Origin of the sequence: Cognataquiflexum aquatile, assembly GCF_003316845.1 — a bacterium.
Lineage (GTDB): Bacteria > Bacteroidota > Bacteroidia > Cytophagales > Cyclobacteriaceae > Cognataquiflexum > Cognataquiflexum aquatile.
Window position 1 is genome coordinate 194302 of record NZ_QMIK01000008.1, and the last position, 24766, is coordinate 219067.

Below are 24766 nucleotides of genomic sequence, written 5' to 3' on the forward strand. Positions count from 1 at the left end.
AATTAAAATATACAGGGAGAAAATAAAAGAAGCTGCCACAATGCTTGCAGCAGCCTCAGTAGTAATTCAAAAACCGATTCATAAAACTAAAAAATCACCTAACCTTTTTCAATTTAGATTTACTGAAATCAAAATTCTTCCGAATAGAAAATCGGATCATCTTCGCAAAGGAAGTACGGTTGAAATGGATGTATTTTTCCTTCAGTTGTTTAATTCAAACCCTTCCAATTCATACACCTTATAATTGTTTTTGAAGACAATTCCTTTTATCGGAGGAATTGCTCTCAATTCCTGAAAGAAATAATCCTTCAGGTAGTTTTCAAGGTAATTGAATTGGTACCTCAAGTAAACCATTGCAGTAAACAGGCTATCGGAATATTTTAACCTGTCATTTTCCAAGACGATCTTGGTTTGGGCGAGCACCTTTGCAAAGCCATAAGTTTCCTTGTTTTCTACAAAATCCTGGATAACCTGTTCCTGGATTTGACAAGGATGGTCTGCCAATAGGATTATCTGCTTGTATTGGAAGGTTTTTATGGCCGTTGCGATCTCCTGCATCGTGTATTCCCCGGCCGATTCAAGGTTGAGTCCAAACACCGAAAGAAGTGTCAGGTTAGAATTGGATCTCAGGTAAGATTCGGCTTTCCAGTCATTGCAGGCAATGATCAGGGTTTTGGTTCGGATACTTTTGATATATTCAGTTAAAGAATCAGTGAACGGCTTTATCATGACTTTTTCTTGTTTTGAGTTTCCTGCCTGACAAGTGGTGGTCTGAATTTTTCTTCAAATGGTCCATCCCGCAAAGTTGAAACTTACCGCCTTCATGTTCATAATCATGCTGATAGTGGTGGAGGTTTTCCAATACGGTATGGTCAACCAGGTTGGAATTGGTAAAATCTATGCGGATGCTTTTTTCCCTCGGAAGCGCATCCAATGATTTTTTCAATTTGATATAATTACTGAATACCGCTGAGTGAAAAACATCCACCGTATAGACATCCTCATTGAGCGATACCGTAAACAATGGCTTGAAAATGTATTTTATCGGAAGTCCATTGGCCAGGTGGATGATAAATTTGGTCAGGATACCCACCCCAATACCGATCAGTAAGTCGGTGGCAAGTGTAAAAATGATTGTAATCAAAAAGACTGCAAGCTGTTCCTTGCCGATTTTGTAGGTACTGTAGAATGACCTTGGAGCAGCCAATTTGAAACCGGTATAGACCAACATTGCCGCCAGGGCAGCCAATGGGATCTGATGGATCAGCATTGGGAAAAAAGCAACAAAGATCAGGAGAAACATGCCGTGGAAGAAGTTTGACCAGGAAGTTTTACCTCCATTGTTGATATTGGCCGAGCTTCGGACGATTTCCGAAATCATGGGAAGGCCACCGATAAATCCTGCCAGGGTATTTCCAATTCCCACACCAACCAAATCTCTGTTCATGTTGGACTTTCTTTTGAATGGATCCAATCCATCAATAGCCTTAGAACTCAAAAGAGATTCAAGACTGCCCACCAAAGCAAACATGATGATGTACTTTATCGATACCATCGAATACACTTGGGAGAAATCCGGGAAGGTGATGGCAGAAAGCAGGTTGTCAGGCAAGGTCACCAGGAACTTTGGTCCGATGGTATATTCATGTCCATCCAAAAACAGGTAACTGTGCTCATGCTCCAAGTCAAAATACCTGCCGATCGGTATGGCTACTAGGATGACAAGCAAAGGGGCCGGTACCATCTTGAGGTATTTGTTTTTGAGCAAAGGAAATGTAAACAGGATGAGCAAACTAATAAACCCAATCAGTGCAATTTCCGGATTCAGCTCACTAAAGGCATGTGGGAGTTCTGCAAACAATTCCAAAGTTTCACTTGCCTCAGGCTTTACACCGATCATGGTAAACAACTGCTTGGCTATGATAATAATCCCTATCGCTGCCAACATCCCATGGACCGCTGCTGATGGGAAGAAATCTGCGAGAACACCGGACTTTACCCATCCGAAGATGACCTGTAATATTCCGGCGACCACTACTACTGCCAGGGTGAGTTTGTACCCAAGCATTGCATCACCCTGTCCGAGTTCGGTGACTGCACCGAGGGCAATGATGATGAGACCCGCTGCTGGACCTTTGATGGTCAGTTGTGAACCACCAAGGAATGTCACGACCAAGCCGCCGATGATCGCGGTAAATATCCCCGCTACTGGGGGAAAACCGGAAGCCATCGATATGCCGAGACAAAGTGGCAATGCGATAAGAAATACAAGAAAACCAGAAGTGAGGTCTGCTCTCCAGTTTTGTTTGAGTCCGGCGATACCGGTCAAAGGGATTTGAAATTTGTGTGTTAGTTTAGACATGGCTTAAGATGATTTGAGTGCATTTTCGTGGTAATTTTTAATGTGTGGGCCTAGGTATAGGCGGGAGTATATCCGAATCAGGGCGATGCCACCGATGATGAAACTCACCGAGTCAAAGAAGGCAAGGAAGTATTGGTCTTCATGGATATGGCTAAAGATCAAATCTACCCCGATGAAGGTGGGTGAGATCGGAAAAGCCATCAATCCCAAGGTTGCAATGAGGAAGAACAGTGCCTGTCTTGGATACTCATAGACGTGACCGTAGTATTGGTTCATATCGAAGTGATCCGGTTCTTTTTTCCTCAGGTTTTCTAACAGAAAGTATCCGATGATTCCAAAAAAGGCCACCCCGCTGAGGTATATCAAGGTCTGACTGTAATCGAAAGTCTCGTTGAATGATACAGCAAGTGCAATCATGAAATGGTTGGCGATGACGAGCATCCACGACAGCCTTGGGTAATTTCTTTCAGAAAATGCCTTGAATACCATCATCATCCCAACAAAGGCCAATACCCCAGGGATAAATTCCTTAATTTCTACGGGAATGTACTCCTGATGGAAATACAGATACATTCCTATTGCATACATGGGGAGAAAATAAAGTAGTAGATTCCTTGGTGTGAGGAAATCAAGCCTGTGTCCGATTTTTTTGATGGGCGAAAACACCCATTTGTTCATAAAGGTGTCCAGGTTCCATTCTTTCAGAGAAAGGATATAAAGACTGTATTCCAACCGTTTTGGAAAGGTGTCTTCGACACTCACTTCTTTTGGTTTGAAATGGTAAAACTGATCCCTTATCATGTAGCTGACCACCGAGGGGGATACGAGCAGCTGATAGGTTCTTAGGAAGGCATTACCGGCAAAGTGGATCAGCGCCAATACTTGCAGCCCCAAAGCAACTTCAATAAACATGATGCCTATCTGTGCGATGGATGCATAGGCAATCTGCGACTTGATGGAAGACTGCACCCTGGCAATGGGATATGCTACCAAGGCGGTAGCCAATCCAAGAAGGCCGATCAAGATCCTGACGGTGATTTGGTGCTCCCAAAAAGGGAATGTCCTGAGCAGCAAAAACACACCAAAGTGTACCGATAGCGACCCATAGAAAATCGCACTCGAAGGGGTAGGTCCTTCCATCGCCCGGGGAAGCCAGGAAGAAAACGGAAGTTGGGCGGACTTGGCAGCTGCCGCAACGAGGATACCCAATGCGATGAACAAACCAATTCCGCCATGTTGGGAGAGATGTTCGAGCACAAGCTGTTCATTGTTCAGCTTGAGGAAGGTGATGTTTTCATGCCATAAATGATGGCTTGCCCACATCGCCAAAATGATCCCGATATCCCCGATCCTGTAAATGGAAAATACCCTCACTGCATTTCTGACCGGCAGATACCTGTTGCGGTAAAATGCAATCAACAGGAAAGAAGATATTCCCAACATCTCCCAACCGATGAACAGCGTCTCAAAATTGCCTGCAAGAATGGTCAAATTGTAGGCGAGGTAGAAGAAAAGGATGGAGTTGAAGAAGCGCTTGTATCCTTCCTCCAAGTGCAGGTAATACCTGCTATATCTGGTAATGAGGAAAGTCACAAATGCCCCAACAAAGAGGTAAACAGCAGTGACTTTATCAAAATAGAAGTCTATCAGGAACTCGTAGTCATGATGGCTGTATAAGGCAAATTCTGAGATATTAACAGGCTGTCCCCGGAGGACAATGAGCCAATAACCTATATATCCCAAAATAGAAGCCAACTGAAGGCTGATCGTCACGATAGCCAACCTCGATAGAGAAGATTCGTTTTTCTCAGGAAGTAACAGGGAAAGCAGAAATCCCAAAAAGGGAATGACCACAAAGCTGCTGATGATGATTTGGTTTTCCATAATTAGTTCAGCAGGTAGACAGGTAAATTTTCAGAAGACGAAACCAATAGTGCGTCCAGATTTTGGACCTTTTCGATTTGCTTTGTCAATGGCTTGTAAGGGACAAATTCCCCTCCTTTGAACAGTAAGGCTTCTTTGGTTTCGGGATGGATAGCAACCAATCTCACCCAATCATTGGCAAACCATTCGTAGGTAGCATCATGGGTTTTGATGGTTTTGAGCACCGTTTCGGGGTAATGCTCTACTGTTATGAGGATACGGAGGGGATCATGGATATTGATCATCTGCCTTGGTAATCCCGGTCTAAGGTCGCCGTCCATGCCGTTAGCGACACCGATCAGCCCCATGACATTATGGGGAAGTTTGCTTCCTGCACCGAGCCTTTGGTTGTCCACCCTGGAGAAATAATATTCGAGGTTGATCCCGCCACAAACCGGTGCCACGGCTTTGACAATATTCAGCAGGTATTTTCCTTCAGGATCGATGCCATAGTCATAGGAATTGAGGAAGGCCCTTTTGTCCAAGAACAAATGTTTGTTGGACTCCCTTTTTCCAATGACACAGAGTGCATTCGTAGCATGGTTCCATTCAGGTCTAGGCTCGAAAAGCGACAATGCCCTGAGTTTTACCTTCTCGCGGACCTTGGCAGCTTCTTGGGTAGAATCCACCGTATCAAATCTCCTTGACCTTTCTTTGGAATTGTAATCAAGGGCGATTTCAAATGTCTGAAGGTTATGGGTATGGCGGAGCAGATTGGCTTCAGTCAGCACCTCGGTGTCATAAAATTCCATTTCGTCCCGGGTGGTGTCATGTAATCCTCCTACAAATTGGGTACTGTTAGGAATGATAATCCCACGTTCTTCCAAAGCTTTTCTGACCTTGGGATGGTTGCCAAAATAGGCGCCTACTCTTGCATTGACTGAACCCGAGCGTCCGCTGCAGGCGCCACAATCGTACCCTGCATAGTGGGTATTGTTGACCGAGCTGGCTCCGTGTCCAAAGATGTATACCAATGGAGCAAAGTCTTTGACAAGTCCGATGCCTTTGAGCATTCCTTCCAGACTGTTTGTCATTTCTTCCAGCGTAAAACCCACCTGCAGCCCATGGTACTTTTGATCCGTGGATTTACATTCGATACTCAGTTTTCCTTTGGGATCCATATGGCTGAAGGATGACACCATCGCGGGAGTCGGGCCCGGCCACAGGATATTTTTGGCCATTTTTATTGCCGACCAAAATCCCATGGTCTGGGAAATCGCCCATCCGCCAAATATCCCCTTGGTGTGCTTGCTGAAATGGGAGTCTTTCTCATGTCTGAGTTTGGCCTCTGATTCACGGATGATATGGTTGGGAGTGACCGGTGCAGGACACACTTTGGTCATAAACTTGCTGTGCTCGGGCTGGAAGAAAAACGGGATGTTGAAAAAACCCGCAGTGCCAAATGTCTGACAGTCCGGAGCAAAACGCTCGATATACCTTCTGATGGAGCAACACCTGTCATCAATACAAAAGATCGCCTGGAAAGATGTGCCTTCTTTCCTGAAATCCTTTTCATGACTGAGTTGAAGTCCGCGTATAACCTGGTCAAAATAAGTCCATTCAAAAGCTTCCTGCCAAAGTCTGAGGACCTCGTAGTATTCTTTTTCTTCCGGTTTTTCCAGAATCGGAGTCAGGTCCTCAGGTAGATGCTTGGCCAATGGATCCCAATTTTCACCCAATCTTCTGTCGAGTGCATCTATTTCCAAGAGGCATTCCACAAAGATCAAGTCATGGAGACTGATAGTTTTTTTGTCCAACAGGCTCTGTGGCTGGTGTTCCAACACCGATACCATGCCTGACCAACCCGGATGGGCAAACTGCTGGTCAAAGAGGTATTGTCTGAAATAGGCTTTGCTTCCCACCAAAAGATCAAGCAACTGATCCAAACTGGTTTTGGGGTCGAAAAGCAGATTTTTGGCCCTGTTGGTTTTGAAAATATTGGTAAAACTATTGGATTCGAGGTTTCGGATGGCAGAGACAAATCCCTTGGAGGGTACCGGAAACTTCCAGATGGCGATGCCTTGATCCAGATAGCTTCCCAGCAACCTGAAAAGCGCCGAATGCGTTTCTTTGTCCAGGTTGACATGGTGGTGGCTCTTCCAGACTTTTCTCAACCTGCCTACGATGGCTTCAGGCTGGTTTTTACAGTCTTTGTGGACCATAGCCTCTTTCCATTTGGCCGATTCTTTTTGGCCTTTTTGCTCAAGGATAACCCTGTCAAGAATGAAGTCATTGATTTTGTTTTTGGCATACAAGTCCCTGAATGATTCCACAGAAAGGTAAGTCTTGTATCCAAAGTTTTCTGCCGCAGCCTGCAATGCCTTGTGAAAAGGAAGGTGCTGAAAGGCATGTAAGGTATTGTGGTGCACAAAATCCTTTAAAGGAGCTTGCGCAGGAAGGAAATGACCCAATTCATGAATGACATGATTGAGGTCAGATGACACGTGTGGCGTCATTTGTCTGAATTTAGATGGGTAATAAAATAGAAAGGTATTGGGGGCAGGTATAAAGTGTTGCCCTGATAAATGGCCTTAGCGGGTCAAAAAACTTATGCTAAATGTACTCGGAGACTATGGAATAAAATGTAAAGCGGGGCTTTTCCTTCGAGGGAAGGAATTTTTAAAGATTGACCTGCAGCCCCTGAAATCAGAAAAAAGCTGCCCACCGAGAGAAATCTATTGCTCCCTAGGGTAAGGTCAAAGTGTGATTCAGATTCAGATTCTGTTTTTTCCTCTTTTTCTTCTTTCTCAAAAGTGGCGAGGTCTGCAAAATGGAGGTTTTGAAATGAAACACAGGGAGTGGAAACCTTGGTATTGTTTATTTCATAAAAAGTACCTTCTTTTTCAGAAAGGCTGATGTCAAAATTAGCCGTTAAATGAAATCCGATTACCAAAAACATCGCAAACAGAAAAGGCTGCAATGAGCTTTTTCTGAAGGCGAAGCTAGAATCGGAGTTCTTTAACATTATTTTCAAAATCAAGCCTGAAATTTAGTCTTTTCTCAAATCAAATCCATTGAAAGTTGAAAAAATAATAATCAACATTATTTCAATCTGTAAAACTACTCCAATTGGATTTTAAGAACTGTATCAAAAATTACATTTGGAGGAGATTGTAATCTAATTTTTTACGCTCTTTCTCGACGGCACTCTTTTTCAAAAATGAGGTATTTTTTTTCTCGATAGCAGGCCATTTAAATGTTCCTTTTTTGTATTTTTTTGGAGGAGAAAGGGTTAAATTACATATGCAAATCCGGAAGGATAAGAGCAAATCAATCTTGAAAAATTGAAATTATGATGGGTGCAAAAGGTGACTTGAAGGGACTGTTGGCTGCCAATTTTTCTCAATTTGAAAAAGAATTGTTTGAAGAAATAGCCAAAGAAGGACAGTTGGTCCTATTTCCGGAAGGAGAATTGATGATGGATATCGGACAGCGGATCGAGCTTATTCCCCTGTTAGTCCAAGGGACTGTGAAAGTTTTCAGGGAAGATGAAAATGACCATGAGATTTTCCTGTATTTCCTCAAAGAAGGCGAAGCATGCGCCATTACGCTGATATGCTCGGAGCGGGAAGGGTATTCGAAGATCAAAGCTATACCCGTAGAGGACACGATTGCCATCACCCTTCCCATCAAAAAACTCGACGAATGGATGTTCAAGTACAAATCCTGGTACTACTTTGTCATGGACAGCTATCAGGACAGGTTCGAAGAGCTCCTCAAAGTCGTGGAAGAAATCGCTTTTCACCAAATGGATGAAAGGCTGCTTGCCTACCTACGCAAATCCGTCGAAGCCAACCATTCCAAAACCATCAAAGCCACACAGCAGCAAATTGCCCATGAATTGAATTCTTCCCGCGAAGTAGTGGGAAGGTTGCTCAAAAAACTGGAGCATAATGGAACTGTCAAAATCGGCAAACATCTGATTGAAGTCATAGATTAAAAAGAAAATGGAATTTATAGATTATTACAAAATCTTGGAGATTGATAAAAATGCAAGTCCTGAGGATATCAAAAAAGCCTACAGGAAGCTTGCAAGGAAATATCACCCCGATCTCAATCCCGATGACAAAAGTGCCGAAGCCAAATTTAAACAGGTCAACGAGGCCAATGAGGTACTCAGTGATCCGGAGAAAAGAAAAAAATACGACCAATACGGAAAGGATTGGAAGCATGCCGAGGAGTTTGAAAAAGCAGGTCAGAGACAGTCCCGCCCAAGGGGACAGGCAAGCAGCAAGGCATATTCAGGACATTATACAGAAGAAGACTTTTCGGATTTTTTCAGTTCTATGTTTGGAGGAGGCGGTGGCTTCCAAGGTTCGGGTAAGGAAAATCTAAAATATAAGGGAGCGGATTACAAAGCCGAACTCCACCTCAGGCTCTCGGATGTCTACCAGACCCAAAAGCAAACATTGACAGTGAATGGGAAAAATATCCGCTTGACTATCCCGGCAGGAGTGGAAGACGGACAGTCCATTAAGATCCGTGGCTATGGAGGTGAAGGAATGAACGGTGGACCATCGGGAGACCTGTATGTCAAGTTTGTGATCAAGAACGATACCGGCTTTGTCCGTGAAGGGAATGATTTGTATGTCAAAGTCAATGTGGACCTATACACAGCGATCTTGGGAGGGGAGATCACCGTGCCTACCATGGATGGAAAAGTCAAACTCAAACTCAGCCCCGGAACCCAAAGCGACACCAAAGTCCGACTCAAAGGCAAAGGTTTTCCCGTTTACAAGGAAGAAGGAAAGTTTGGAGACCTTTATGTGACTTACAAGGTAGAAATCCCAAAAAACATCACGGAGCAGGAAAAATCACTTTTCGAACAACTAGCCAAACTCACAAACCATGATACCAACTAACCAAATCAGCATCCATACTTTCTGCCAATACCATGGCATTGAATCCGGGTTGATTTTCACCTTTCAAGAACTTGGGTTGGTACAAATCGTCGAAGAGGAAGCCGGATTTTTTCTGGAAGAGGAGGCTCTTAGCCGAGTGGAACAACTCGTGAGGCTGTACAAAGACCTTGACCTCAGTCCTGAAGGAGTGGAGGTTGTGATGGGGCTTTTGGGCAAAATCGAACAATTGCAGGAAGAAAACCGCTCCCTGATCAGAAAATTGGGGAAGTGGGAGAAATAGTCATCTTCCCCTTCCAAATATTAAATTATTCCTATCAGAGAGAAGCCCAAGCTACCTGATTTCTTGTTCCACTTTCCAGATATATTCTGCGCCGGATTTGTATTGCTCAGCAGTTTGCAGGTGCTCCATCATCAGGGGAACTTCCGGGAATTTGCTCAGTTCGCTGAGGAATACCCTATAATCCATCTGACCAAGACCGGGCTGCACCTCGTCGAATTGGGGCATGAAAGTCTGTTTTTTTAGAATCAGATCTTTGGCGTGACAGCTTTTTATATGAGGGCCAAGCTTTTTGAAACAGTCTTTGATCAGGTCTCCGTTGCGGAAAAAGACAGCAGGACTGACCACCATATTGACAGGATCGAGATGCACCGCAAAAGCTTTCCGGTCAATGGCCTTGATCAGCCTCAGGTAAGCATCTGCTGACTCTGGAAAAATCCAGGGCATAGCCTCCAAGGTATAGAAGGTGTTTTTTGGCTTGACTTCATCGATGATTTTTCGGGTCGTCTCCACAATCATGTCAAAAGTATCGTCCGAAAAATTTTCTTGATGTGGTCCTGCCCATATTTCGGCGTCCCTCGATCCGGCGATGTTGACGCAGCATTTGGCTTCGATCTGATCGGCAAGGTCAAGGGAGGCCACACATTTTTCAAAAGCTTCTTTGGCGGTTTTTTTGTCAGGGCTGATGGGATTGGACCAAGCACCCACTTCCGCAATGAGTATTTCCGCTTTGTCGGCTGCTTTTTTGTAGGCTTTGATGTCATCCTTACCGGCATCCAATCCAACAGGGCAATAAGCCGCTCTATAGCCGGTGTTTTTCACAGCCGCCACCCAACTTTCAGGCGAGTCAAATTTTTCGAAGATCGGACCACCAAGCCGTAGTTTACTTTTGGCTTGGAGATCGGATCCTATGGAGGGAAAAGCAGCCAATAATCCCGATCCAAAGAGGGTTAGAGAGGTGACTTTGGAGAATTTGCGTCTGTTCATGGTTTTTTGCTTTATTTCAAATTGAAATCATGATTTATTTTCAGTAAGATTCCTTTTCAATTTTCCTTAAATTAACTTTAAATCAACTTTATTTGAATGAATTAATTTATAATTTAAAGCATGAATCGGAGGTTTTTTTTTGTTTTTATATGTTGTCAACTGTTCGCCATCTCCTTCAAGGCCTTGGCACAGGAAAAAGATACACTTTTTCTCCGAAATGGGCAGATCATGGTCGGGAAACTGAACAGTATCAGTCTCGGCATCATCCAATTTGATGACATGGACCTTTCTGTCCAGAATATTAAATACCATAAAATCAAAACCATCAAGGCAGGCATAGCCACTTATCGGATTCAGACCATAGACCAAGCCGTGTATTATGGCGTTTTGAAACCTTCCACAAATTATGGAGAAGTGATTGTGGATGATGGGTTGGTATCAAAGCCCTATCCCATCGTCAACATTTTCAACCTTGTTTCCTTAGAGAAAAAATTCATCAAAAAAATCAAGGGAACTGTGTCCCTCGGTTATTCCTATACCAAGTCAAGTGACATCGGAAGGACCAATATTGATTGGAATTTAAGATTTACAGAACAAAAATACCAGGTGGAATTTGTGGGTTCATTTATTTTTACCAATAACCAGGGAGTAAAAACACGCGACCGTGAATCTGTGGGTTTGGGCGGTTATTATAATCTGAATTCGGTGCTTGTGGCAGGATTGGGATTGAATTATCAAAGAAACATAGAGTTGGGATTGGCAAGCCGTATCCAACAGGCAGTTGGGTTTGGACGGAGGTTTTTATTCAAAAGCAACCTTCAGGGAACGTTGAGTTCAGGAGCAGTAATCAATCAGGAAAGAAGCTTGGAAGGCAGCTCATCCGGCAATCTTTATGAGATTCCACTCCAATTTAAGTTGGATTATTTCCATTATGCTGCGCCCAACCTTTCCTTTACAGTTTTTCCTAAAGCATTCTTGGGATTGAACCAGAACGGAAGAAAAAGATTTGACGGGGAGACGAGGATCAATTGGGAAGTGATCAAAAACCTGGATTTAGGGCTTCAATTTTACGCCAGTTATGACAATCAGGCATTGGAAGGAAGCAATACCAATTTTGACTACGGTATCGTTTTTAATGTGGGTTATAAGTTTAAGTAAAATATTTTGATCCTTTTCAGGATCTTTTGCACCGCCAATGTTTGTGTCTCCACAAACATTCCAAATTCTGAATTATTCATTCTTTTCGGCTATAACCTAAAACACCAATGGTTTTCATTAAGCCACCAGCTAAAGCAGGTGGCAATCAAAACCTATCACACGCTGCTACTGAAATTAATTTCGCCTTTTTTTGCTTTATCCCCGAGTTTCTCCCGATACTTATCGGGATCACTCGGGGTAAATAAAATATTTTGATCCTTTCAGGATCTTTTGCACCGCCAATGTTTGTGTCTCCACAAACATTCCACATTCTGAGTTATTCATTCTTTTCGGCTAAAGCCCAAATTCCTCTTTCTATTCCTTAAACCACCAGCTAAAGCAGGTGGCAATAAAAACCAATCACAAGCTGCTACTGAATTTAATTTATAATTTCTCATTCTGAATTCTTCATTTTTTCTTTCTCCGCTCATATTTGTTTCACCCCAAATCTTATCCTTTTTAATTCATGCTGTCTAGGTATTGGAGAAAAGTCATGCTCCTAAGAGAAAAGGCATAATCCTTTTTGCATAAATTTTTTTTACTGCAAAGGGAACCATAAATTTCCCAAGTCAATTTTCACAATTGCAAATATGTTTGCCCCATGATCAAAGAAGATGTTAAAGGGTTTTCACCCTTAGTCAATCCCGAAGAAGAGGATTTTTATGCAGGACCCCAGACCAGGTGGAAGGATTTTAAATTTGTCATCAAAGTGATGATGGAATTTATCAGGGGATTTAGGATGCTGCACTTCGTGGGGCCCTGTGTCACTGTTTTTGGGTCGGCAAGATTTGAAGAAGATGACAAATTCTACAAGCTCGCCGTCAGGGTGGGGGAAAGTGTCAGCAAATTGGGATTTACAGTCATGACAGGCGGGGGTCCCGGCATTATGGAAGCCGCTAATCGGGGAGCAAAAAATGTCGGAGGCAAATCCATAGGTTGCAATATCATACTGCCTTTCGAGCAAAGGCCAAATCCTTACCTCGACAAGTGGATGGATTTTAACTTCTTTTTTGTGAGGAAGGTGCTGCTTTCCAAGTACAGTTTTGCCTTTGTGGTTATGCCGGGGGGATTTGGGACATTAGATGAATTCTTCGAAGCCTTGACCCTGATACAGACCAAAGTCATGCGCAGGTTTCCGGTTGTGCTGATGTGCAGGGATTTTCACCATGACCTGTATGCGTATGTCCAGCACTTGGCCGAGTATGGCACGATCAATAAGGAAGATTTGGAATTGTTTTTACTGACTGATTCGGTGGAAGAGATGGAGGAACATATTCGCAAATATGCCATCGATGCGTATGGGCTTCGGAGAAAGACAGTCATCAAGCCTGCCGCTATTTTGGGGGAGAAAGGGTGATTTTGCCTCGAAGATAATTTTTCCGACCATCTATTGACGAACTTTGCACAAAAACAAAAACAGATGAGTTGGATCATATTAATCATTGCAGGATTATTCGAAGTAGCATTTGCTTTCTGTTTGGGAAAAGCCAAAGGCACCTCAGGAAATGAAATGTACTTATGGTATGGCGGTTTTGTTATCGCGTTGGTTATCAGCATGGGGCTTTTGATCAAAGCCACGCAAACGCTGCCAATCGGTACAGCCTATGCGGTCTGGACCGGGATTGGGGCAGTGGGAACGGTTCTCGTTGGGATATTTGTTTTCAAAGAACCCGCTACTTTTCTTCGGATATTTTTTCTGATCACTTTGATCGGGTCCATTGTAGGACTGAAGGCAGTCGCCCATTGAGGCAATCCGGAGGAATGACAGAATCCCAAACCGAATCGAGTTTTTTTGATTAAATACCAAAAAGTGGTCAAACTCCTCAATTGCTTTGGGCAATTTCCTATGGAAAAAAAAGAAAATGACAGGATTTAAGCCGATCCTAAAAGGTCCGAGCCAAAACTTGACAGGGCGTATTTTCTGTTATTTCAATTCCACCATCGCCTTGATCACGCCATTCATTGGATCCAAAAAAGACTCAAATTTTTCGGGAAGGTCCTGAAAGGAAACCCGATGGGTGACCCAAGGCCCGGTGTCCAGAATGCCTTTTTCTACCAGGCTAATAATTTCGTCAAAATCCTTTCCAAGTGAATTCCTGCTTGCCATCAAGGTGATTTCTTTCCTATGAAAAAGCGGATCAAAAAATGTAAAATCACCTTGGAAAAGACCGATGAATACGATTTTGCCACCAAAAGCCACATAATCAAAGGTACTTTTCATGGATTGGTGATTGCCTGTAGCGTCCAAAACGACTGTCGGTAAGTCACCGTCAAAGACTGTTCTTAGATCCTCAATGACTTTGTCGGACTTGGCATTTACAATTCCATCCACTTTGAGGTTGGTTTTGCAAAAGTCAAGTCTTTCCTGATTGATGTCCATTACCACTGTTTTGGCTTTACTGATTTTTGCAAATTGGATGGTAGCAAGGCCTATTGGTCCGGCACCGATCACCAATACTTTATCATCCTCCCTGACATCCGCCCGCTTGATGGCATGGAATCCGATGCTCAAAGTTTCGATCAGTGCCAGTTGTTCATAGCTGAGTTTACCGGATTTATGAAGGTATCTGGCAGGCAAAACAATGAATTCCCGCATCCCACCATCTTCATGAACGCCAAACACGGAAAGGTTTTCTCCACAGTTGGTTTTGCCCCGCCGGACAGCCTGGTCTTGCGTGCTGTTGAAATAAGGTTCTACCGCGCACCTGTCTCCGATTTTCAAATCAGTGACACCGGATCCAATTTCCAAAACTTCGACACCGAGTTCATGTCCCAAAATCCTTGGATAAGAAAAAAAAGGCTGTTTGCCCCTGAAAGCGTGGAGGTCTGTACCGCAAATCCCGATCCGATGAACTTTCAAAAGCACCTCGTCGGGCTTGAGTTCAGTAATCAAGGTTGTCTGTATTTTCTCCAGATGACCCGGTTCTTTCAGTATGATGGCATTTATTTCTATATGCTTTTTCATTGTGGGCTGCTGGGGATTTTTAGAGTTGCTAATTAGATTCCAAAATGCTACTTATCCATTAGCGTTTAGGTTGGTCTTTTGATTCAACCCCTTAGGGGTTGGATATTTATAGATCATTCATTTTTCTATAAACAACCGACTCCAAAGGAGTCGAACTTTTCCTCCTCTATTCCTGAAAAAGCAACGGAGCAAAAGTGTAGAGGTCATTTCTCCAAACCGGCCAGGTATGTCCACCCGGATAGTCACGATAGGTGTATTTGATGCCCATTTCGTCAAATTTCGCCATCATCACTTTACAGTTTTCATAAGCAATATCTTCCTTTCCACCCATGGAAATCCAGAATTGTCTGAGGTTGTCATTGATCTTGGCTGCATTAGTTTTCATAAAGGCATATTGTCCATCGGAGATTTCTGTTTGCCTTGATTGGATCCAACCCGAACTGAAAACTCCGAGATAGGCAAACATATCCGTATTCTGTACTCCTGCATACAAGGTCTGAATGCCTCCCATGGAAAGACCTGCCAAAGCACGGTTTTGAGCACCCGCCAAGACCCTGTAATTCTTTTCCACAAAAGGTATAATGCTTTCTTTCAATTCCCTTTCAAACATTTTCAGACCATTTTCATTAAAAGCTGCCATTGGCATATTGCCGTCAGGCATCACTACCAACATGGGTTTGGCTTTTTTTTCAGCGATAAGGTTATCCAAAATCAGGTCTGTTTTTCCCTGCGATGCCCAACCCCGTTCGTCTTCACCACCGCCATGCAAAATGTACAGTACCGGAAATTTCTCATTTGTTTGGGTATCGTATCCGGGAGGAGTGTAAAGGTAAAACTGTCTCCACTGACGTAAGGCATTGGAAAAATACCTCACCCTCCGTACCTCACCATGCGGTACTTCTTTCAATGCATAATAGTCGTCTCCTTTAAATGGCACTTCAATCCCGCTTGCTTTTCTTCCCATTCCATAAAAAGTTTCACTTGCCGGATCGGCTATTGCCACACCATCAATGATCAGGGAATAGTAATGAAATCCCTGCCCAAGGGGTTCGGTGGTCACTTCCCAGATGCCTTCTGCACCTTTGACCATGTCATACTTTTTGCCAAGGTCAAGTTGGACGAGATTGGCTTCAGGGGCTTTGATTCTAAAGATTGCCCTGCTGTCAGGCAGGATTTGGGGAAATTTTGCATTCCGGACATTGGTGGAAGCAGGAGTTCCCAAAATGCTGTAATTGTTAAAAACAGACTGGTCTACCGGCTTGAACAAAAGCTTCGAAAACATATACAATCCATTTTTCCACACTTTAAAATCATGGACTCCCGGCTCAATATAGTAGATGTGCGGCACGTCCTTTTCAACCAAGTATTCATGGGTTCTCTCACTGAATCGGATGAGATTGTCCGCATCACCGCAGGATATAAAGAGCAATTTCAGTTTGTCTTTGGCGTCTTGGGGATCGGGGACGAGAACTGATGGCTCTTTGGTATTGGGGGCAGAGGAGAATCCGCCTACCCAAGCGAATTTGTCAAGATTGCCAAGTCCAAAATTCAGGGATTGACCGCCTCCCATGGACAACCCTGCAATAGCGCGGTTTTCCCGGTCTTTGAGAACAGGATATTTTTTTTCGATAAATGGAATCAGGTCAATCAACAAATCCTTTTCAAAAGTCGCAAAAGCTTCGACTTTGTCCGGTGCCATGATATTGCCGGTAGCCCTGTCATCCTTCATGGCGCGGCCGTTTGGCATGACCACGATCATTGGTTCAAGCTTTCCGTCCGCATACATATTGTCAAGGATAACCTGCGGCTGTCCGTGGGTAAGCCATTCTTTTTCATCTCCACCGATTCCATGGAGCAGGTACAGCACAGGGTATTTTTTGCTTTTGGAGTAGGAGGGAGGGGTATAAATGATTGCCCTTCGTGTGACCCCAACAGTCTTGGAATTATAGCTGATGGTATCGATTTTTCCTTTTGGAATGTCATTTCTGACTACATCAAAGCCTTGAGGGGCTTGTTTTTCCAAGTTTTGGGCAATCCCATTTCCGAAGGTCAAAATCATGCAGATAAAGAGATAAGTCATTTTTTTCATAGGTCAGTAAGTCTATAGTCCACAGTCGACAGTCCACACTTGTCCGCCGAGGCGGAGCCACTGCAATGGATTTTCAATCCGAGTGCCAATATCATTTCCAATATCCATTAATATCCATTTATAATTTCCATTATTAACTTTTTGAAATATCAACCAATATCCTTTTTCAATATCCATTAATATCCATTTATAATATCCATTAATATCCTTTTCCAATATCCACTAATATCTTTTTGAAATATCCATTAATATCCATTAATATCCTTTCCAATATCCTTTCAATCACCAAGTCCTCTTACTCATCATCTGATCCAATTCTGCGGCAGTCATGGTTCCGAGTTCCGGATGTTTTTTTAGCCAAGTCAGAAATGCAGCTTTGATTTCTGGAGTCCATTGGCTGTCGATTTCGCCTGTGCTGTAGACACCTTCCCTTACCATCTCGAATCCGAATTGGTCTTTGCGGATAACAAACTCGGCTGTGCTGACCACCTGCTCCGCCATATGGGCGGGAACAAACAGCACGCCTTCAATGGTAGCGATCACCAAATCACCGGGAAGAACGATAGCCCCTCCAATTCTGATGGGCGTATTGAGTCCCATCAGGACCATTTCCTCTGTAAATGATGGATGAAAATCACGGACGAAAGCATTGAATCCTTTGATGTTTCTGATTTCCTGCAAATCCCTCGCAGCCCCATCAAAGACAACGCCATTGCCTGATTTACTTAATATAGAGTTTGCAAGGGTTGCACCCATGATACTTCCTCCGCTGATTTTCCCATAAGCATCTGCCACGTACAAATCACCTTTTGTAAGGATATCGATGGGCCAAGCGTTGGTATTTCCTTTTCTACCTTGGGTTGCTCCACGGGCTTTGATGTTTTTTTCTACATCCGGACGGCTTGGCATATACATGGCGGTCACTGCCCTTCCGGTCATTATATTTTCGTTGACAGTTTTCCAACCTCCCTCATATTGGTTGAGATAGCCTTCATTTTTCAGGACAGTCCATGCATCGTCCACCATGATGTGTTTTGCCCGCTCCAAAAGGTTATCAGGAATTTTTGGTCTACCATCCGGAAACCGCTCCCCTTGCCATGCTGAGGTAAGGAATAGGATTTCCTCTTTGGAGATGGTTTGTGCGGAGACCACGCTTGTCATCGAAATAATGGCAAAGAGAAAAATCGGGAAAAATGATTTCATTGTAGGATTGATTTTTGGGTTTAAATGAAAGTGTCGCATAGTAGGCTGTTTATAGGTTTTAATATTAATGGCTTCCTGATTAGCGGTATAGCCAAATCTACAAATAAAATGTAAGAGGTGTTTTTGGCTGCTTTCGCTGGGAGTAGATGGTAGCTATACGCAACCTAATTCCCCGTAAATGGTCAGAGTTATTTTGAACCATCTTTAAAAGGCTCATAAGACATCCAATCTACCTCCAGTTCATATGGACGAATAGGTTTTTCAAGAGAATTAGGATTGGTTTCCACAGACCAATCTTTGGTATGCCAAAAGTTCATTCTGTACTTGGTACGGTGTTGAGGTATTCCTATGGTAGTGCCGTGATAATCCCATAACACTAATTTCTCCCCACTGACAGGATGGACCATCCACCAAGTGATGCGGTCTTCATACCAATCAAAACCATAAGTATAAAATTTTGCCGAAGCGTCATAATCCTCAATGGCTTCAATGGTTGCAGGCTGATTTTGGATTCCTGATAATGGCGTCCTAAAGCCTGTATCAGTTTCTCTGTAAATGGTTTCATAAACGATTCCTTTGGCAAGATTGATGATGCGGCCAACTCTCCTCAGCGCACCGGATTGTCCGGTCCATGTGCCGACATATATGATCGTGGGATCCGCAAGCAGCCACTCAAAGTCAATCTCACTCAAACCTGGAGCGCTATCTACATCGTAGGTGAAATAACCGACAACTGCACCGACATTGGGTTGAATGGACTTTGCCTCAGGAACTTTCAGCCGGGCGGAGTAAGTCCCAAAATGAGTGAAGTCCTTTGAGATGATTTCCGGTCCACGACCTGCGCCTGCACTGTCCTTTGGATCGATTTTGAAGGAAAGGATTTTGGTACCAGGTTCTAAAGGAGAATTTACTCCTAGCTTATATTTGAATTCTGATTTATTTCCGGTTGAGCCATATCTAAAGTGGATAGAAGTAGAATCCGAAAAATCCTCCTTAAATGAACTGTGATACTTGTCTGTTTGGGAAATGGCAATGAAAGGAATTAAAAATAATATCGCTGATAAGATTTGTTGTTTCATAATGGCTTCCCGATTGCGGTATAGCCAAATCTACAAATAAAATGTAAGAGGTGTTTTGGGTTTAGCTACAGCTAGGTGAAGATTGTTTCTTTACCTTTTTATTTAGTAGAATTTGTAATTCCAATAGTCAGGAATTACCTTTCCATTAGAGCTTTTTCTTTTAAATTCAATTGCAAATTGGGATGGATAAAAGTATGGAATTACAAATTCACCCAGTCCACCATCAATCGCTATATTTCACCTAGTTAGGGAAGATTTATAAATCTTTATCAACCCAAAATTTCATTCTAGAATAAATTGGAATACAAAAAATGAAAGACCATAGCTTAGATTTTCAAATACTCCGTGATGGTGGAATCTCAATGTATCATAAAATTGAAATTCTTGAAGTCGACTTAGAATGGTTTGAGAATGAGAAATATAAGATTTATGATATGAACGCATGCAAGTGGAGTGTCTTGAAGGCGCATAAAGAAATCAAGGAAAAGTTAAACTTTCCAGATTACTACGGAGAAAACCTAAATGCATTTAATGACTGTTTACGTGACATGTATTCTATTTCTAAAAAAGGACTTGTGATTGTTTTTCGGAAATTCGATTTTTTAGCAGAGACTGATAGGGATTTTGCAACCGGACTGCTTGACATCATTTCAATTCAATCAAGGGAATGGCTTTTAAAAGGTAAAAGGCTTATATGTCTCATTCAATCGACTGACCCAGATTTATATTTTGAAAAGATCGGAGGGGTATCACCGAGATGGAACGGCCAAGAGTGCTTTGATTCAAAAAGGCGAGGTAGTTAAAATCACACTCAGCTAGGTGAAGATTGTTACTATACCTTTTAATTAGTAGAATTTGTAATTCGATAGATCTGGAACCATCTTTTCTTTGAGTGTTTGGATAAATGGTCCAATTTCATCCCGATGGCGAAGTGGAGTATTTTCTACTTTAAAGAAAACTTACAATGGAACACTTGCGGGCAGGAAGAAATTTTTCCGGGCCGGCGTGGCACTGTGTGGGGGAGGATTAAAATTTCTTGTCCCGATAATTATCGGGATTGGTTACTTTTTGTTTCAAGACAAAAAGTGACAAGAAAAGAAAACGGAAAAAATATGGTGGAATGATTGAAATTTAGAAACCATCAAATTTTAGTAGGTTACAGATTGGTCTCGATTCTAGGTTTGTTTCCTAAAAAATACCTAAACTCCGGATTGGAATAATTCAAAGTAAATTGAATTATCAGCCTTCCCTGTTTTTGGTGGAAACCCAATTCCACACTTTAAAATTTTGCACCCAAAAACCAATTACACCACATTTTTATAACCCCGAGCTGCGGTGCATGGAAATTGTTGAAAGTATAAAAATTAGAATAGCACCTTGCACGGGGCTATTAATATTTTGCCCACTTCGGGGCTATTTGTCGAAAGTAGTTTCTGCTTTAAGCGAATTTGTTAATAGGCCTTCTTTTTATTTTCATCAGTTTCTGCTATTATTTGGATAGCCAAATTGAATCCCAATTCCATTAATCGAAAAAAGGGTGGAATTAAAAATTCCACCCTTTCCAAGAATCCAAATCGTTCTTGCTTTCCAAAATTGGACTTCCTCATTCAATTCCCATAAATATCCTTTCCCATCTGATCCGATTCAAACCTGTCGCTTCTACATTTTTTGAAAACAAGACCATGACCGGTTTGCCGACGATATGATCCTCTGGGGCAAATCCCCAATATCTGGAGTCTATAGAATTGTCCCTGCTGTCTCCCATCATAAAGTAATAATCCTGATTGAAGGTGTATTGGGCCATTGTTTTCCCTCCGATTTCCAACTTCCCGGCCGATATTTCCACTTTATCCTCACCTTCATACTTCTCGATCAATTCCCCATAAAGGTCCAAAGTCGTTGCATTGATTGGTATTTGCATTCCTTTTTTCGGTACTGTCACCGGGCCGTAATTGTCTTTGGTCCATAGATTGGCCATGGAGGAGGGGAATAATTCCAAACCTGATTGGGTGTCTGAAGGTGGGTGAATGGAAATATTGAAGGGAGCTGATTCTATTTTTTCCAACTGTTCCGCGGTCAGCAACAGGCTGTAGACAGGTGTATTTTCTTTAGTATATCCGAGGAACCAATAATCTTCGCTGTCCAAACCGAATGCCTCTACTTGGTGGGATTGAAGCGGATATTCGGTCAACATTTCATAGCGGAATTTCATACCGGGAGGATTGGGTATCGCTTTTCCATTGACAAAAATCTGTTTGTCCCGGATTTCAAGCACATCACCGGAGATGGCCACACAGCGCTTGACCAGATAAGTCATGAGGTCCATTGGCCTTTCTGTGGGTTCAAGCAGGTCTTTGGGAGCGTTGAATACTACTGTTTCGCCTCTCTGTACCCCTCTCATTCCCGGAAAGCGAAAAGTGGGGAGTTGGATCCAATCCAGGTATGAGGGAATTTCTGTTCCCCAAATTTTCTGATGGGTTAAGGGTACCTGCAAAGGCGTGGTAGGTGTCCTTGGACCGTAATGGACTTTGCTCACGAGGATATAATCACCGACCAAGAGGGAATTTTCCATTGAGCTGGTCGGGATTACAAATGCTTCCGCCAGGGACCAACGGAAAAAAGTGGCGAATACAACTGCAAAGACTATGGCATTTCGCCATTCAGTCAGGATAGTTTTTTTTTCTGTGGTAGAGGATTTCATGGCAGGGGAAAATTTGTTGGTCAATAATGTGAAAGACTAAAAATAGGAAGTCAAAAAGTCAGATGCTACTCCAAAACCCTGATTTAAGGCTATTTAACAATTGACAACCATATGGTTCAAAAAATATTTACTTTACCCTAGCGTATTTTTTAGGCCTCTAAATCGGTAAAACCAGTAATCCCCTTTTGGTTATTTTTTTTCACTTACCACATGACGTGCGTATTTACAGCTACCCAATAGATAAAACAGTTTTGGAACATTTTGGAAAAATACTTGACGGCGATACAATTTTTAGGCCTTTTTGCCCATGAAAAAATATTTATATTGAACCTTGAAGTAGCTTGGGATAAATTCAAAAAAAGATTCACATGAAGAATTTACTTATCATTTTTGGATTTTTTTGCACTATGTTTTCCGTACAAGCCCAGGTGACAAACACGGGTCTCATGGATACCACCTCCGGTGAGAAGATCGGGAATCTTACCTTTGGAGCATATATCGATTCATATTATGGATATGATTTTAGCAGACCTGTAGAGGGCAATGTCCCTTATTTTGTTTCTATGAACAGACACAACGAGGCCACTATCAACTTGGCCTTTGTTGATATCCGGTATCAATCTGATAGAATTCGTGGGCGGTTTGTTCCTGGATTTGGTACTTTCATCAATGCCAACAATGCTGCAGAACCAGGTACACTCAAGAATATCTTGGAAGGTTCAATAGGGTATAAACCCTTTAAGAAAAAAGATATCTGGATTGATTTTGGTGTCCTAGGCTCGCCTTACACCAATGAAAGCGCCATAAGCCGGGACCACCTCATGTACACCCGAAGTTTTGCACCGGAATATGTGCCGTATTATGTGACTGGGGGAAAGGTTACAGTTCCCCTCAATAGTAAGGTGACCGCCTACCTATATCTACTCAATGGTTGGCAGCAGACCCAGGACCTGAATAGTGGCAAGTCCCTCGGAACCCAATTGGAATACCGGCCAAATGACAAAAACCTGTTTAACTGGAATACCTACATTGGGGACGAGCGCTCTGAAATCAATCCTGATAACAGGATGAGGTATTTTACAGATGTATATTGGATTTATAATGACGGCGCCAAATGGAGTTTCACAAGCAGTGCTTATGTAGGTTTACAAAAAACTTTTCAAAACAGGCCTACCTCAAGCAGTCTCTGGTGGCAATACAATTTTATTGCCCGGCACACATTTACGGATCAAATATCCTTATCTGGGCGGGTTGAATATTTTTCCGATCCAAATGCCATTCAGATTACCCCGATCACCTCAGCTGCAGAATTCCAAACATTCAGTACAGGACTTACTCTCAATGTCACTCCAGCCTCTAATTTGATGTTTCGCTTTGAGGGAAGGTATTTCCTGTCACAGCAGGACGTTTTCTTTGACGCATCCGAAAATACTGTAAATTCCAAAGTCTGGCTAATTTCAAACGTTACCTTTTCATTTTGACATAGAAGATTGGGGAAAAGAAAAAAAATATTTCTAGTTTGCTTCCACCGGTTGCATTTTCGATTTCGCCGGTTAATCTTAAACCAAGTAGCAAAACAAACAAAAACGCTACCCCAAAGCCACATCCAAAATCATCATGACGGTAAATCCCAACATGAATCCCAACACTGCCAAATCAGTGTACTTGTCGCGCTGTGTTTCGGGAATAACCTCTTCGACTACAACATAGATCATCGCGCCGGCAGCAAAGGAAAGCGCATAAGGCAATACATTCTGCATGTGGATGACCGCAACAGCACCCAAGACACCGGCAACAGGTTCTACGACAGCGGATAACTGTCCGTACCAAAAGCTTTTTCTCCGGCTTACTCCCTGTCTTCTCAAGGGTGCAGCGACAGCCAAGCCCTCAGGAAAATTTTGGATGCCAATACCGATAGCCAAAGCCACTGCTGCAGAGATACTCGCCCCTTCCATGCCGTTGGCAGCTGCGCCAAAAAGAATTCCTACTGCCAATCCCTCAGGGATATTGTGCAGCGTAATCGCCAAAAGCAGCAAAGTAGACTTGTGCCATTTGGTGGCGACACCTTCGGTCTCTTCTTTGTTGAAGTTGATGTGGAGGTGGGGCATGAGCTTGTCCAACCCAAATATGAAAAAACCGCCCAAAAGGAAACCGATCGCAGCCGGCAACCAAGGCATAGTCGGATACATTTTTTCGGAATGTTTGATGCTCGGCGCTAAAAGTGACCAAAAACTCGCCGCAATCATCACCCCTCCCGTAAATCCAAGCATGGTGTCAAAAACCGCTCTGTTGATGGTTTTGAAAAAAAAGACTAAAGATGCGCCTAAGGCAGTCAAAAACCAGGTAAACAAAGTCGCAAGCAAGGCGGCTTTGACCGGTCCAATCTCAGTTGCATAAATTTCAATGGATTCAAGCATTGGAAATTGTTTCCACAAAATTATCCAAGTTTTTTGAATAGTAAGAAAAAAAGAAAAAGGTAGTAAGGAATCAATTCTCCCCGATAATTAAACCTTGGTACATATTAATATTCTGAATGGCTCAAATCATTAAAACCCGGACTGAAGTTCGGTTGAGCCTGCTGTCGTCTGTGGACTATGGACTGAGGACTAATTGACCTTGATATGGCCTTCTCTCTTATCCCCCTGCCTTGATATAAATCCAACCGGCTTCCTGCTTCATGACAAGTTCGATGATGGCAGCAGGGACAAATCCCGCCAAGGGCAAAAACTGCTCTTTTTTCATTTCCCTTTGCTTCAAAGTGTTTTCGCAGATAACAAAGACCACTCCTTTGTCCACCAATTTTTGCAGATCACTTTCAAAAGGATTATTCGTTTTGCTGAGCAAATCTATACCCATTCCATGGGTGACCACTTCGATTTTTGCGTTGGGAGCTGCAGTGAGGACGTTATTGAGCTGTCTTATAAATTTCTTATGAACTTCCTGTTCACCGTCTGTCAGTTGAAATAAGATTTTATGCTCAGCCGTGGAGACAACCTGCGCGGAGGCAATGGCAGTAAATACCATCAAAAGGAGCAATGTGAGGGAAGTTCGCATGATTTTTTTCTGTTAAGCTACGGTTTATCTTGTTATTATTTCGTGATTTGAGTCACGGATTTGGGAG

At 42.8% G+C, this 24766-nt stretch carries 22 protein-coding genes; 8 read left to right on the forward strand and 14 right to left on the reverse strand.

Annotation, left to right across the window (positions count from 1 at the left end):
• Positions 1–201: 201 nt before the first annotated feature.
• The 5 genes from DQW11_RS20345 to DQW11_RS20365 form a co-directional block, all read right to left on the reverse strand.
• Positions 202–729, reverse strand: coding sequence for a hypothetical protein (locus DQW11_RS20345; RefSeq protein WP_113925955.1), 528 nt, complete (start codon positions 727–729; stop codon positions 202–204).
• Entirely contained in the window at positions 710–2362 is a 1653-nt protein-coding gene (locus DQW11_RS20350; protein WP_113925956.1) for a SulP family inorganic anion transporter, read from the reverse strand. Before DQW11_RS20350 ends, DQW11_RS20345 begins: the two co-directional genes overlap by 20 nt.
• 3 nt (positions 2363–2365) lie before the next feature.
• Complete coding sequence (locus DQW11_RS20355; protein ID WP_113925957.1) at positions 2366–4246, reverse strand: proton-conducting transporter transmembrane domain-containing protein; 1881 nt, start codon at positions 4244–4246, stop codon at positions 2366–2368.
• A gap of 2 nt (positions 4247–4248) precedes the next feature.
• Positions 4249–6741 carry a YbcC family protein gene (locus DQW11_RS20360; RefSeq protein ID WP_113925958.1) on the reverse strand — a complete coding sequence of 831 codons (2493 nt, stop codon included), beginning with the start codon at positions 6739–6741 and terminating at the stop codon, positions 4249–4251.
• A 92-nt stretch (positions 6742–6833) separates the two neighbouring features.
• Complete coding sequence (locus DQW11_RS20365; RefSeq protein WP_113925959.1) at positions 6834–7250, reverse strand: hypothetical protein; 417 nt, start codon at positions 7248–7250, stop codon at positions 6834–6836.
• Positions 7251–7577: 327 nt separating this feature from the next.
• Between DQW11_RS20365 and DQW11_RS20370 the strand changes: the two genes are divergently transcribed.
• The 3 genes from DQW11_RS20370 to DQW11_RS20380 are packed head-to-tail and all read left to right on the forward strand — an operon-like array spanning position 7578 to position 9427.
• Positions 7578–8225 carry a Crp/Fnr family transcriptional regulator gene (locus tag DQW11_RS20370; protein WP_113925960.1) on the forward strand — a complete coding sequence of 216 codons (648 nt, stop codon included), beginning with the start codon at positions 7578–7580 and terminating at the stop codon, positions 8223–8225.
• Positions 8226–8232: 7 nt separating this feature from the next.
• Complete coding sequence (locus DQW11_RS20375; protein WP_113925961.1) at positions 8233–9147, forward strand: DnaJ C-terminal domain-containing protein; 915 nt, start codon at positions 8233–8235, stop codon at positions 9145–9147.
• Positions 9134–9427, forward strand: a complete 294-nt coding sequence (locus tag DQW11_RS20380) for a chaperone modulator CbpM (protein WP_113925962.1) — start codon at positions 9134–9136, stop codon at positions 9425–9427. Before DQW11_RS20375 ends, DQW11_RS20380 begins: the two co-directional genes overlap by 14 nt.
• A gap of 51 nt (positions 9428–9478) precedes the next feature.
• Here DQW11_RS20380 and DQW11_RS20385 read toward each other — a convergent pair whose 3' ends face one another.
• On the reverse strand, positions 9479–10411 hold the full coding sequence (locus DQW11_RS20385; protein WP_113925963.1) for a sugar phosphate isomerase/epimerase family protein: 933 nt from the start codon (positions 10409–10411) through the stop codon (positions 9479–9481).
• A 120-nt stretch (positions 10412–10531) separates the two neighbouring features.
• Here DQW11_RS20385 and DQW11_RS20390 point away from each other — a divergent pair, with 120 nt between their 5' ends.
• Positions 10532–11569: a DUF481 domain-containing protein gene (locus DQW11_RS20390; RefSeq protein ID WP_113925964.1), complete on the forward strand. Its 1038-nt coding sequence runs from the start codon at positions 10532–10534 to the stop codon at positions 11567–11569.
• A 320-nt stretch (positions 11570–11889) separates the two neighbouring features.
• Here the strand turns inward: DQW11_RS20390 and DQW11_RS22315 are convergent, their stop codons facing one another.
• Positions 11890–12039 carry a hypothetical protein gene (locus DQW11_RS22315; protein WP_157966164.1) on the reverse strand — a complete coding sequence of 50 codons (150 nt, stop codon included), beginning with the start codon at positions 12037–12039 and terminating at the stop codon, positions 11890–11892.
• Between the two features lie 170 nt (positions 12040–12209).
• Between DQW11_RS22315 and DQW11_RS20395 the strand changes: the two genes are divergently transcribed.
• On the forward strand, positions 12210–12965 hold the full coding sequence (locus DQW11_RS20395) for an LOG family protein (protein ID WP_113925965.1): 756 nt from the start codon (positions 12210–12212) through the stop codon (positions 12963–12965).
• A 63-nt stretch (positions 12966–13028) separates the two neighbouring features.
• Positions 13029–13355: a DMT family transporter gene (locus DQW11_RS20400; protein ID WP_113925966.1), complete on the forward strand. Its 327-nt coding sequence runs from the start codon at positions 13029–13031 to the stop codon at positions 13353–13355.
• 177 nt (positions 13356–13532) lie between these two features.
• Here DQW11_RS20400 and DQW11_RS20405 read toward each other — a convergent pair whose 3' ends face one another.
• The 4 genes from DQW11_RS20405 to DQW11_RS20425 all read right to left on the reverse strand — a co-directional run bounded on the left by DQW11_RS20405 (position 13533) and on the right by DQW11_RS20425 (position 18944).
• On the reverse strand, positions 13533–14573 hold the full coding sequence (locus DQW11_RS20405) for a zinc-binding alcohol dehydrogenase family protein (RefSeq protein ID WP_198669936.1): 1041 nt from the start codon (positions 14571–14573) through the stop codon (positions 13533–13535).
• Positions 14574–14739: 166 nt separating this feature from the next.
• Entirely contained in the window at positions 14740–16662 is a 1923-nt protein-coding gene (locus DQW11_RS20410; RefSeq protein ID WP_113925967.1) for an alpha/beta hydrolase, read from the reverse strand.
• Positions 16663–16944: 282 nt separating this feature from the next.
• Positions 16945–17865: an RraA family protein gene (locus DQW11_RS20420; protein WP_113925969.1), complete on the reverse strand. Its 921-nt coding sequence runs from the start codon at positions 17863–17865 to the stop codon at positions 16945–16947.
• 188 nt (positions 17866–18053) lie between these two features.
• A complete protein-coding gene (locus DQW11_RS20425) occupies positions 18054–18944 on the reverse strand; it encodes a glycoside hydrolase family 16 protein (RefSeq protein ID WP_113925970.1) in 891 nt (296 codons plus the stop codon).
• A gap of 311 nt (positions 18945–19255) precedes the next feature.
• Between DQW11_RS20425 and DQW11_RS20430 the strand changes: the two genes are divergently transcribed.
• The gene (locus DQW11_RS20430) at positions 19256–19747 is read left to right on the forward strand and encodes a barstar family protein (protein WP_113925971.1); all 492 of its coding nucleotides are present in this window, start codon (positions 19256–19258) and stop codon (positions 19745–19747) included.
• Positions 19748–20547: 800 nt separating this feature from the next.
• Here the strand turns inward: DQW11_RS20430 and lepB are convergent.
• Entirely contained in the window at positions 20548–21645 is a 1098-nt protein-coding gene (gene lepB, locus DQW11_RS20440) for a signal peptidase I (RefSeq protein ID WP_113925999.1), read from the reverse strand.
• 446 nt (positions 21646–22091) lie between these two features.
• On the opposite strand from lepB, the gene DQW11_RS20445 reads away from it, so the two are divergent.
• Positions 22092–23126 carry an outer membrane beta-barrel protein gene (locus tag DQW11_RS20445; protein ID WP_113926000.1) on the forward strand — a complete coding sequence of 345 codons (1035 nt, stop codon included), beginning with the start codon at positions 22092–22094 and terminating at the stop codon, positions 23124–23126.
• A 108-nt stretch (positions 23127–23234) separates the two neighbouring features.
• Here the strand turns inward: DQW11_RS20445 and DQW11_RS20450 are convergent, their stop codons facing one another.
• The gene (locus DQW11_RS20450) at positions 23235–24062 is read right to left on the reverse strand and encodes a ZIP family metal transporter (protein WP_113925973.1); all 828 of its coding nucleotides are present in this window, start codon (positions 24060–24062) and stop codon (positions 23235–23237) included.
• A gap of 217 nt (positions 24063–24279) precedes the next feature.
• Positions 24280–24699, reverse strand: coding sequence for a DsrE family protein (locus DQW11_RS20455; protein ID WP_113925974.1), 420 nt, complete (start codon positions 24697–24699; stop codon positions 24280–24282).
• Positions 24700–24766: the final 67 nt, after the last annotated feature.

Bases quoted from the DNA above. Each gene is read 5' to 3' on its own strand.
- DQW11_RS20405 (WP_198669936.1), bottom strand. From the start codon at position 14,573: ATGAAAAAGCATATAGAAATAAATGCCATCATACTGAAAGAACCGGGT.
- DQW11_RS20345 (WP_113925955.1), bottom strand. From the start codon at position 729: ATGATAAAGCCGTTCACTGATTCTTTAACTGAATATATCAAAAGTATC.
- DQW11_RS20360 (WP_113925958.1), bottom strand. From the start codon at position 6,741: ATGACGCCACACGTGTCATCTGACCTCAATCATGTCATTCATGAATTG.
- DQW11_RS20355 (WP_113925957.1), bottom strand. From the start codon at position 4,246: ATGGAAAACCAAATCATCATCAGCAGCTTTGTGGTCATTCCCTTTTTG.
- DQW11_RS20370 (WP_113925960.1), top strand. From the start codon at position 7,578: ATGATGGGTGCAAAAGGTGACTTGAAGGGACTGTTGGCTGCCAATTTT.
- DQW11_RS20445 (WP_113926000.1), top strand. From the start codon at position 22,092: ATGGATACCACCTCCGGTGAGAAGATCGGGAATCTTACCTTTGGAGCA.
- DQW11_RS20425 (WP_113925970.1), bottom strand. From the start codon at position 18,944: ATGAAACAACAAATCTTATCAGCGATATTATTTTTAATTCCTTTCATT.
- DQW11_RS20450 (WP_113925973.1), bottom strand. From the start codon at position 24,062: ATGCTTGAATCCATTGAAATTTATGCAACTGAGATTGGACCGGTCAAA.
- DQW11_RS20400 (WP_113925966.1), top strand. From the start codon at position 13,029: ATGAGTTGGATCATATTAATCATTGCAGGATTATTCGAAGTAGCATTT.
- lepB (WP_113925999.1), bottom strand. From the start codon at position 21,645: ATGAAATCCTCTACCACAGAAAAAAAAACTATCCTGACTGAATGGCGA.
- DQW11_RS20390 (WP_113925964.1), top strand. From the start codon at position 10,532: ATGAATCGGAGGTTTTTTTTTGTTTTTATATGTTGTCAACTGTTCGCC.
- DQW11_RS20375 (WP_113925961.1), top strand. From the start codon at position 8,233: ATGGAATTTATAGATTATTACAAAATCTTGGAGATTGATAAAAATGCA.
- DQW11_RS20430 (WP_113925971.1), top strand. From the start codon at position 19,256: ATGAAAGACCATAGCTTAGATTTTCAAATACTCCGTGATGGTGGAATC.
- DQW11_RS20395 (WP_113925965.1), top strand. From the start codon at position 12,210: ATGATCAAAGAAGATGTTAAAGGGTTTTCACCCTTAGTCAATCCCGAA.
- DQW11_RS20380 (WP_113925962.1), top strand. From the start codon at position 9,134: ATGATACCAACTAACCAAATCAGCATCCATACTTTCTGCCAATACCAT.
- DQW11_RS20365 (WP_113925959.1), bottom strand. From the start codon at position 7,250: ATGTTAAAGAACTCCGATTCTAGCTTCGCCTTCAGAAAAAGCTCATTG.
- DQW11_RS20350 (WP_113925956.1), bottom strand. From the start codon at position 2,362: ATGTCTAAACTAACACACAAATTTCAAATCCCTTTGACCGGTATCGCC.
- DQW11_RS20455 (WP_113925974.1), bottom strand. From the start codon at position 24,699: ATGCGAACTTCCCTCACATTGCTCCTTTTGATGGTATTTACTGCCATT.
- DQW11_RS20385 (WP_113925963.1), bottom strand. From the start codon at position 10,411: ATGAACAGACGCAAATTCTCCAAAGTCACCTCTCTAACCCTCTTTGGA.
- DQW11_RS20420 (WP_113925969.1), bottom strand. From the start codon at position 17,865: ATGAAATCATTTTTCCCGATTTTTCTCTTTGCCATTATTTCGATGACA.
- DQW11_RS22315 (WP_157966164.1), bottom strand. From the start codon at position 12,039: ATGAGCGGAGAAAGAAAAAATGAAGAATTCAGAATGAGAAATTATAAA.
- DQW11_RS20410 (WP_113925967.1), bottom strand. From the start codon at position 16,662: ATGAAAAAAATGACTTATCTCTTTATCTGCATGATTTTGACCTTCGGA.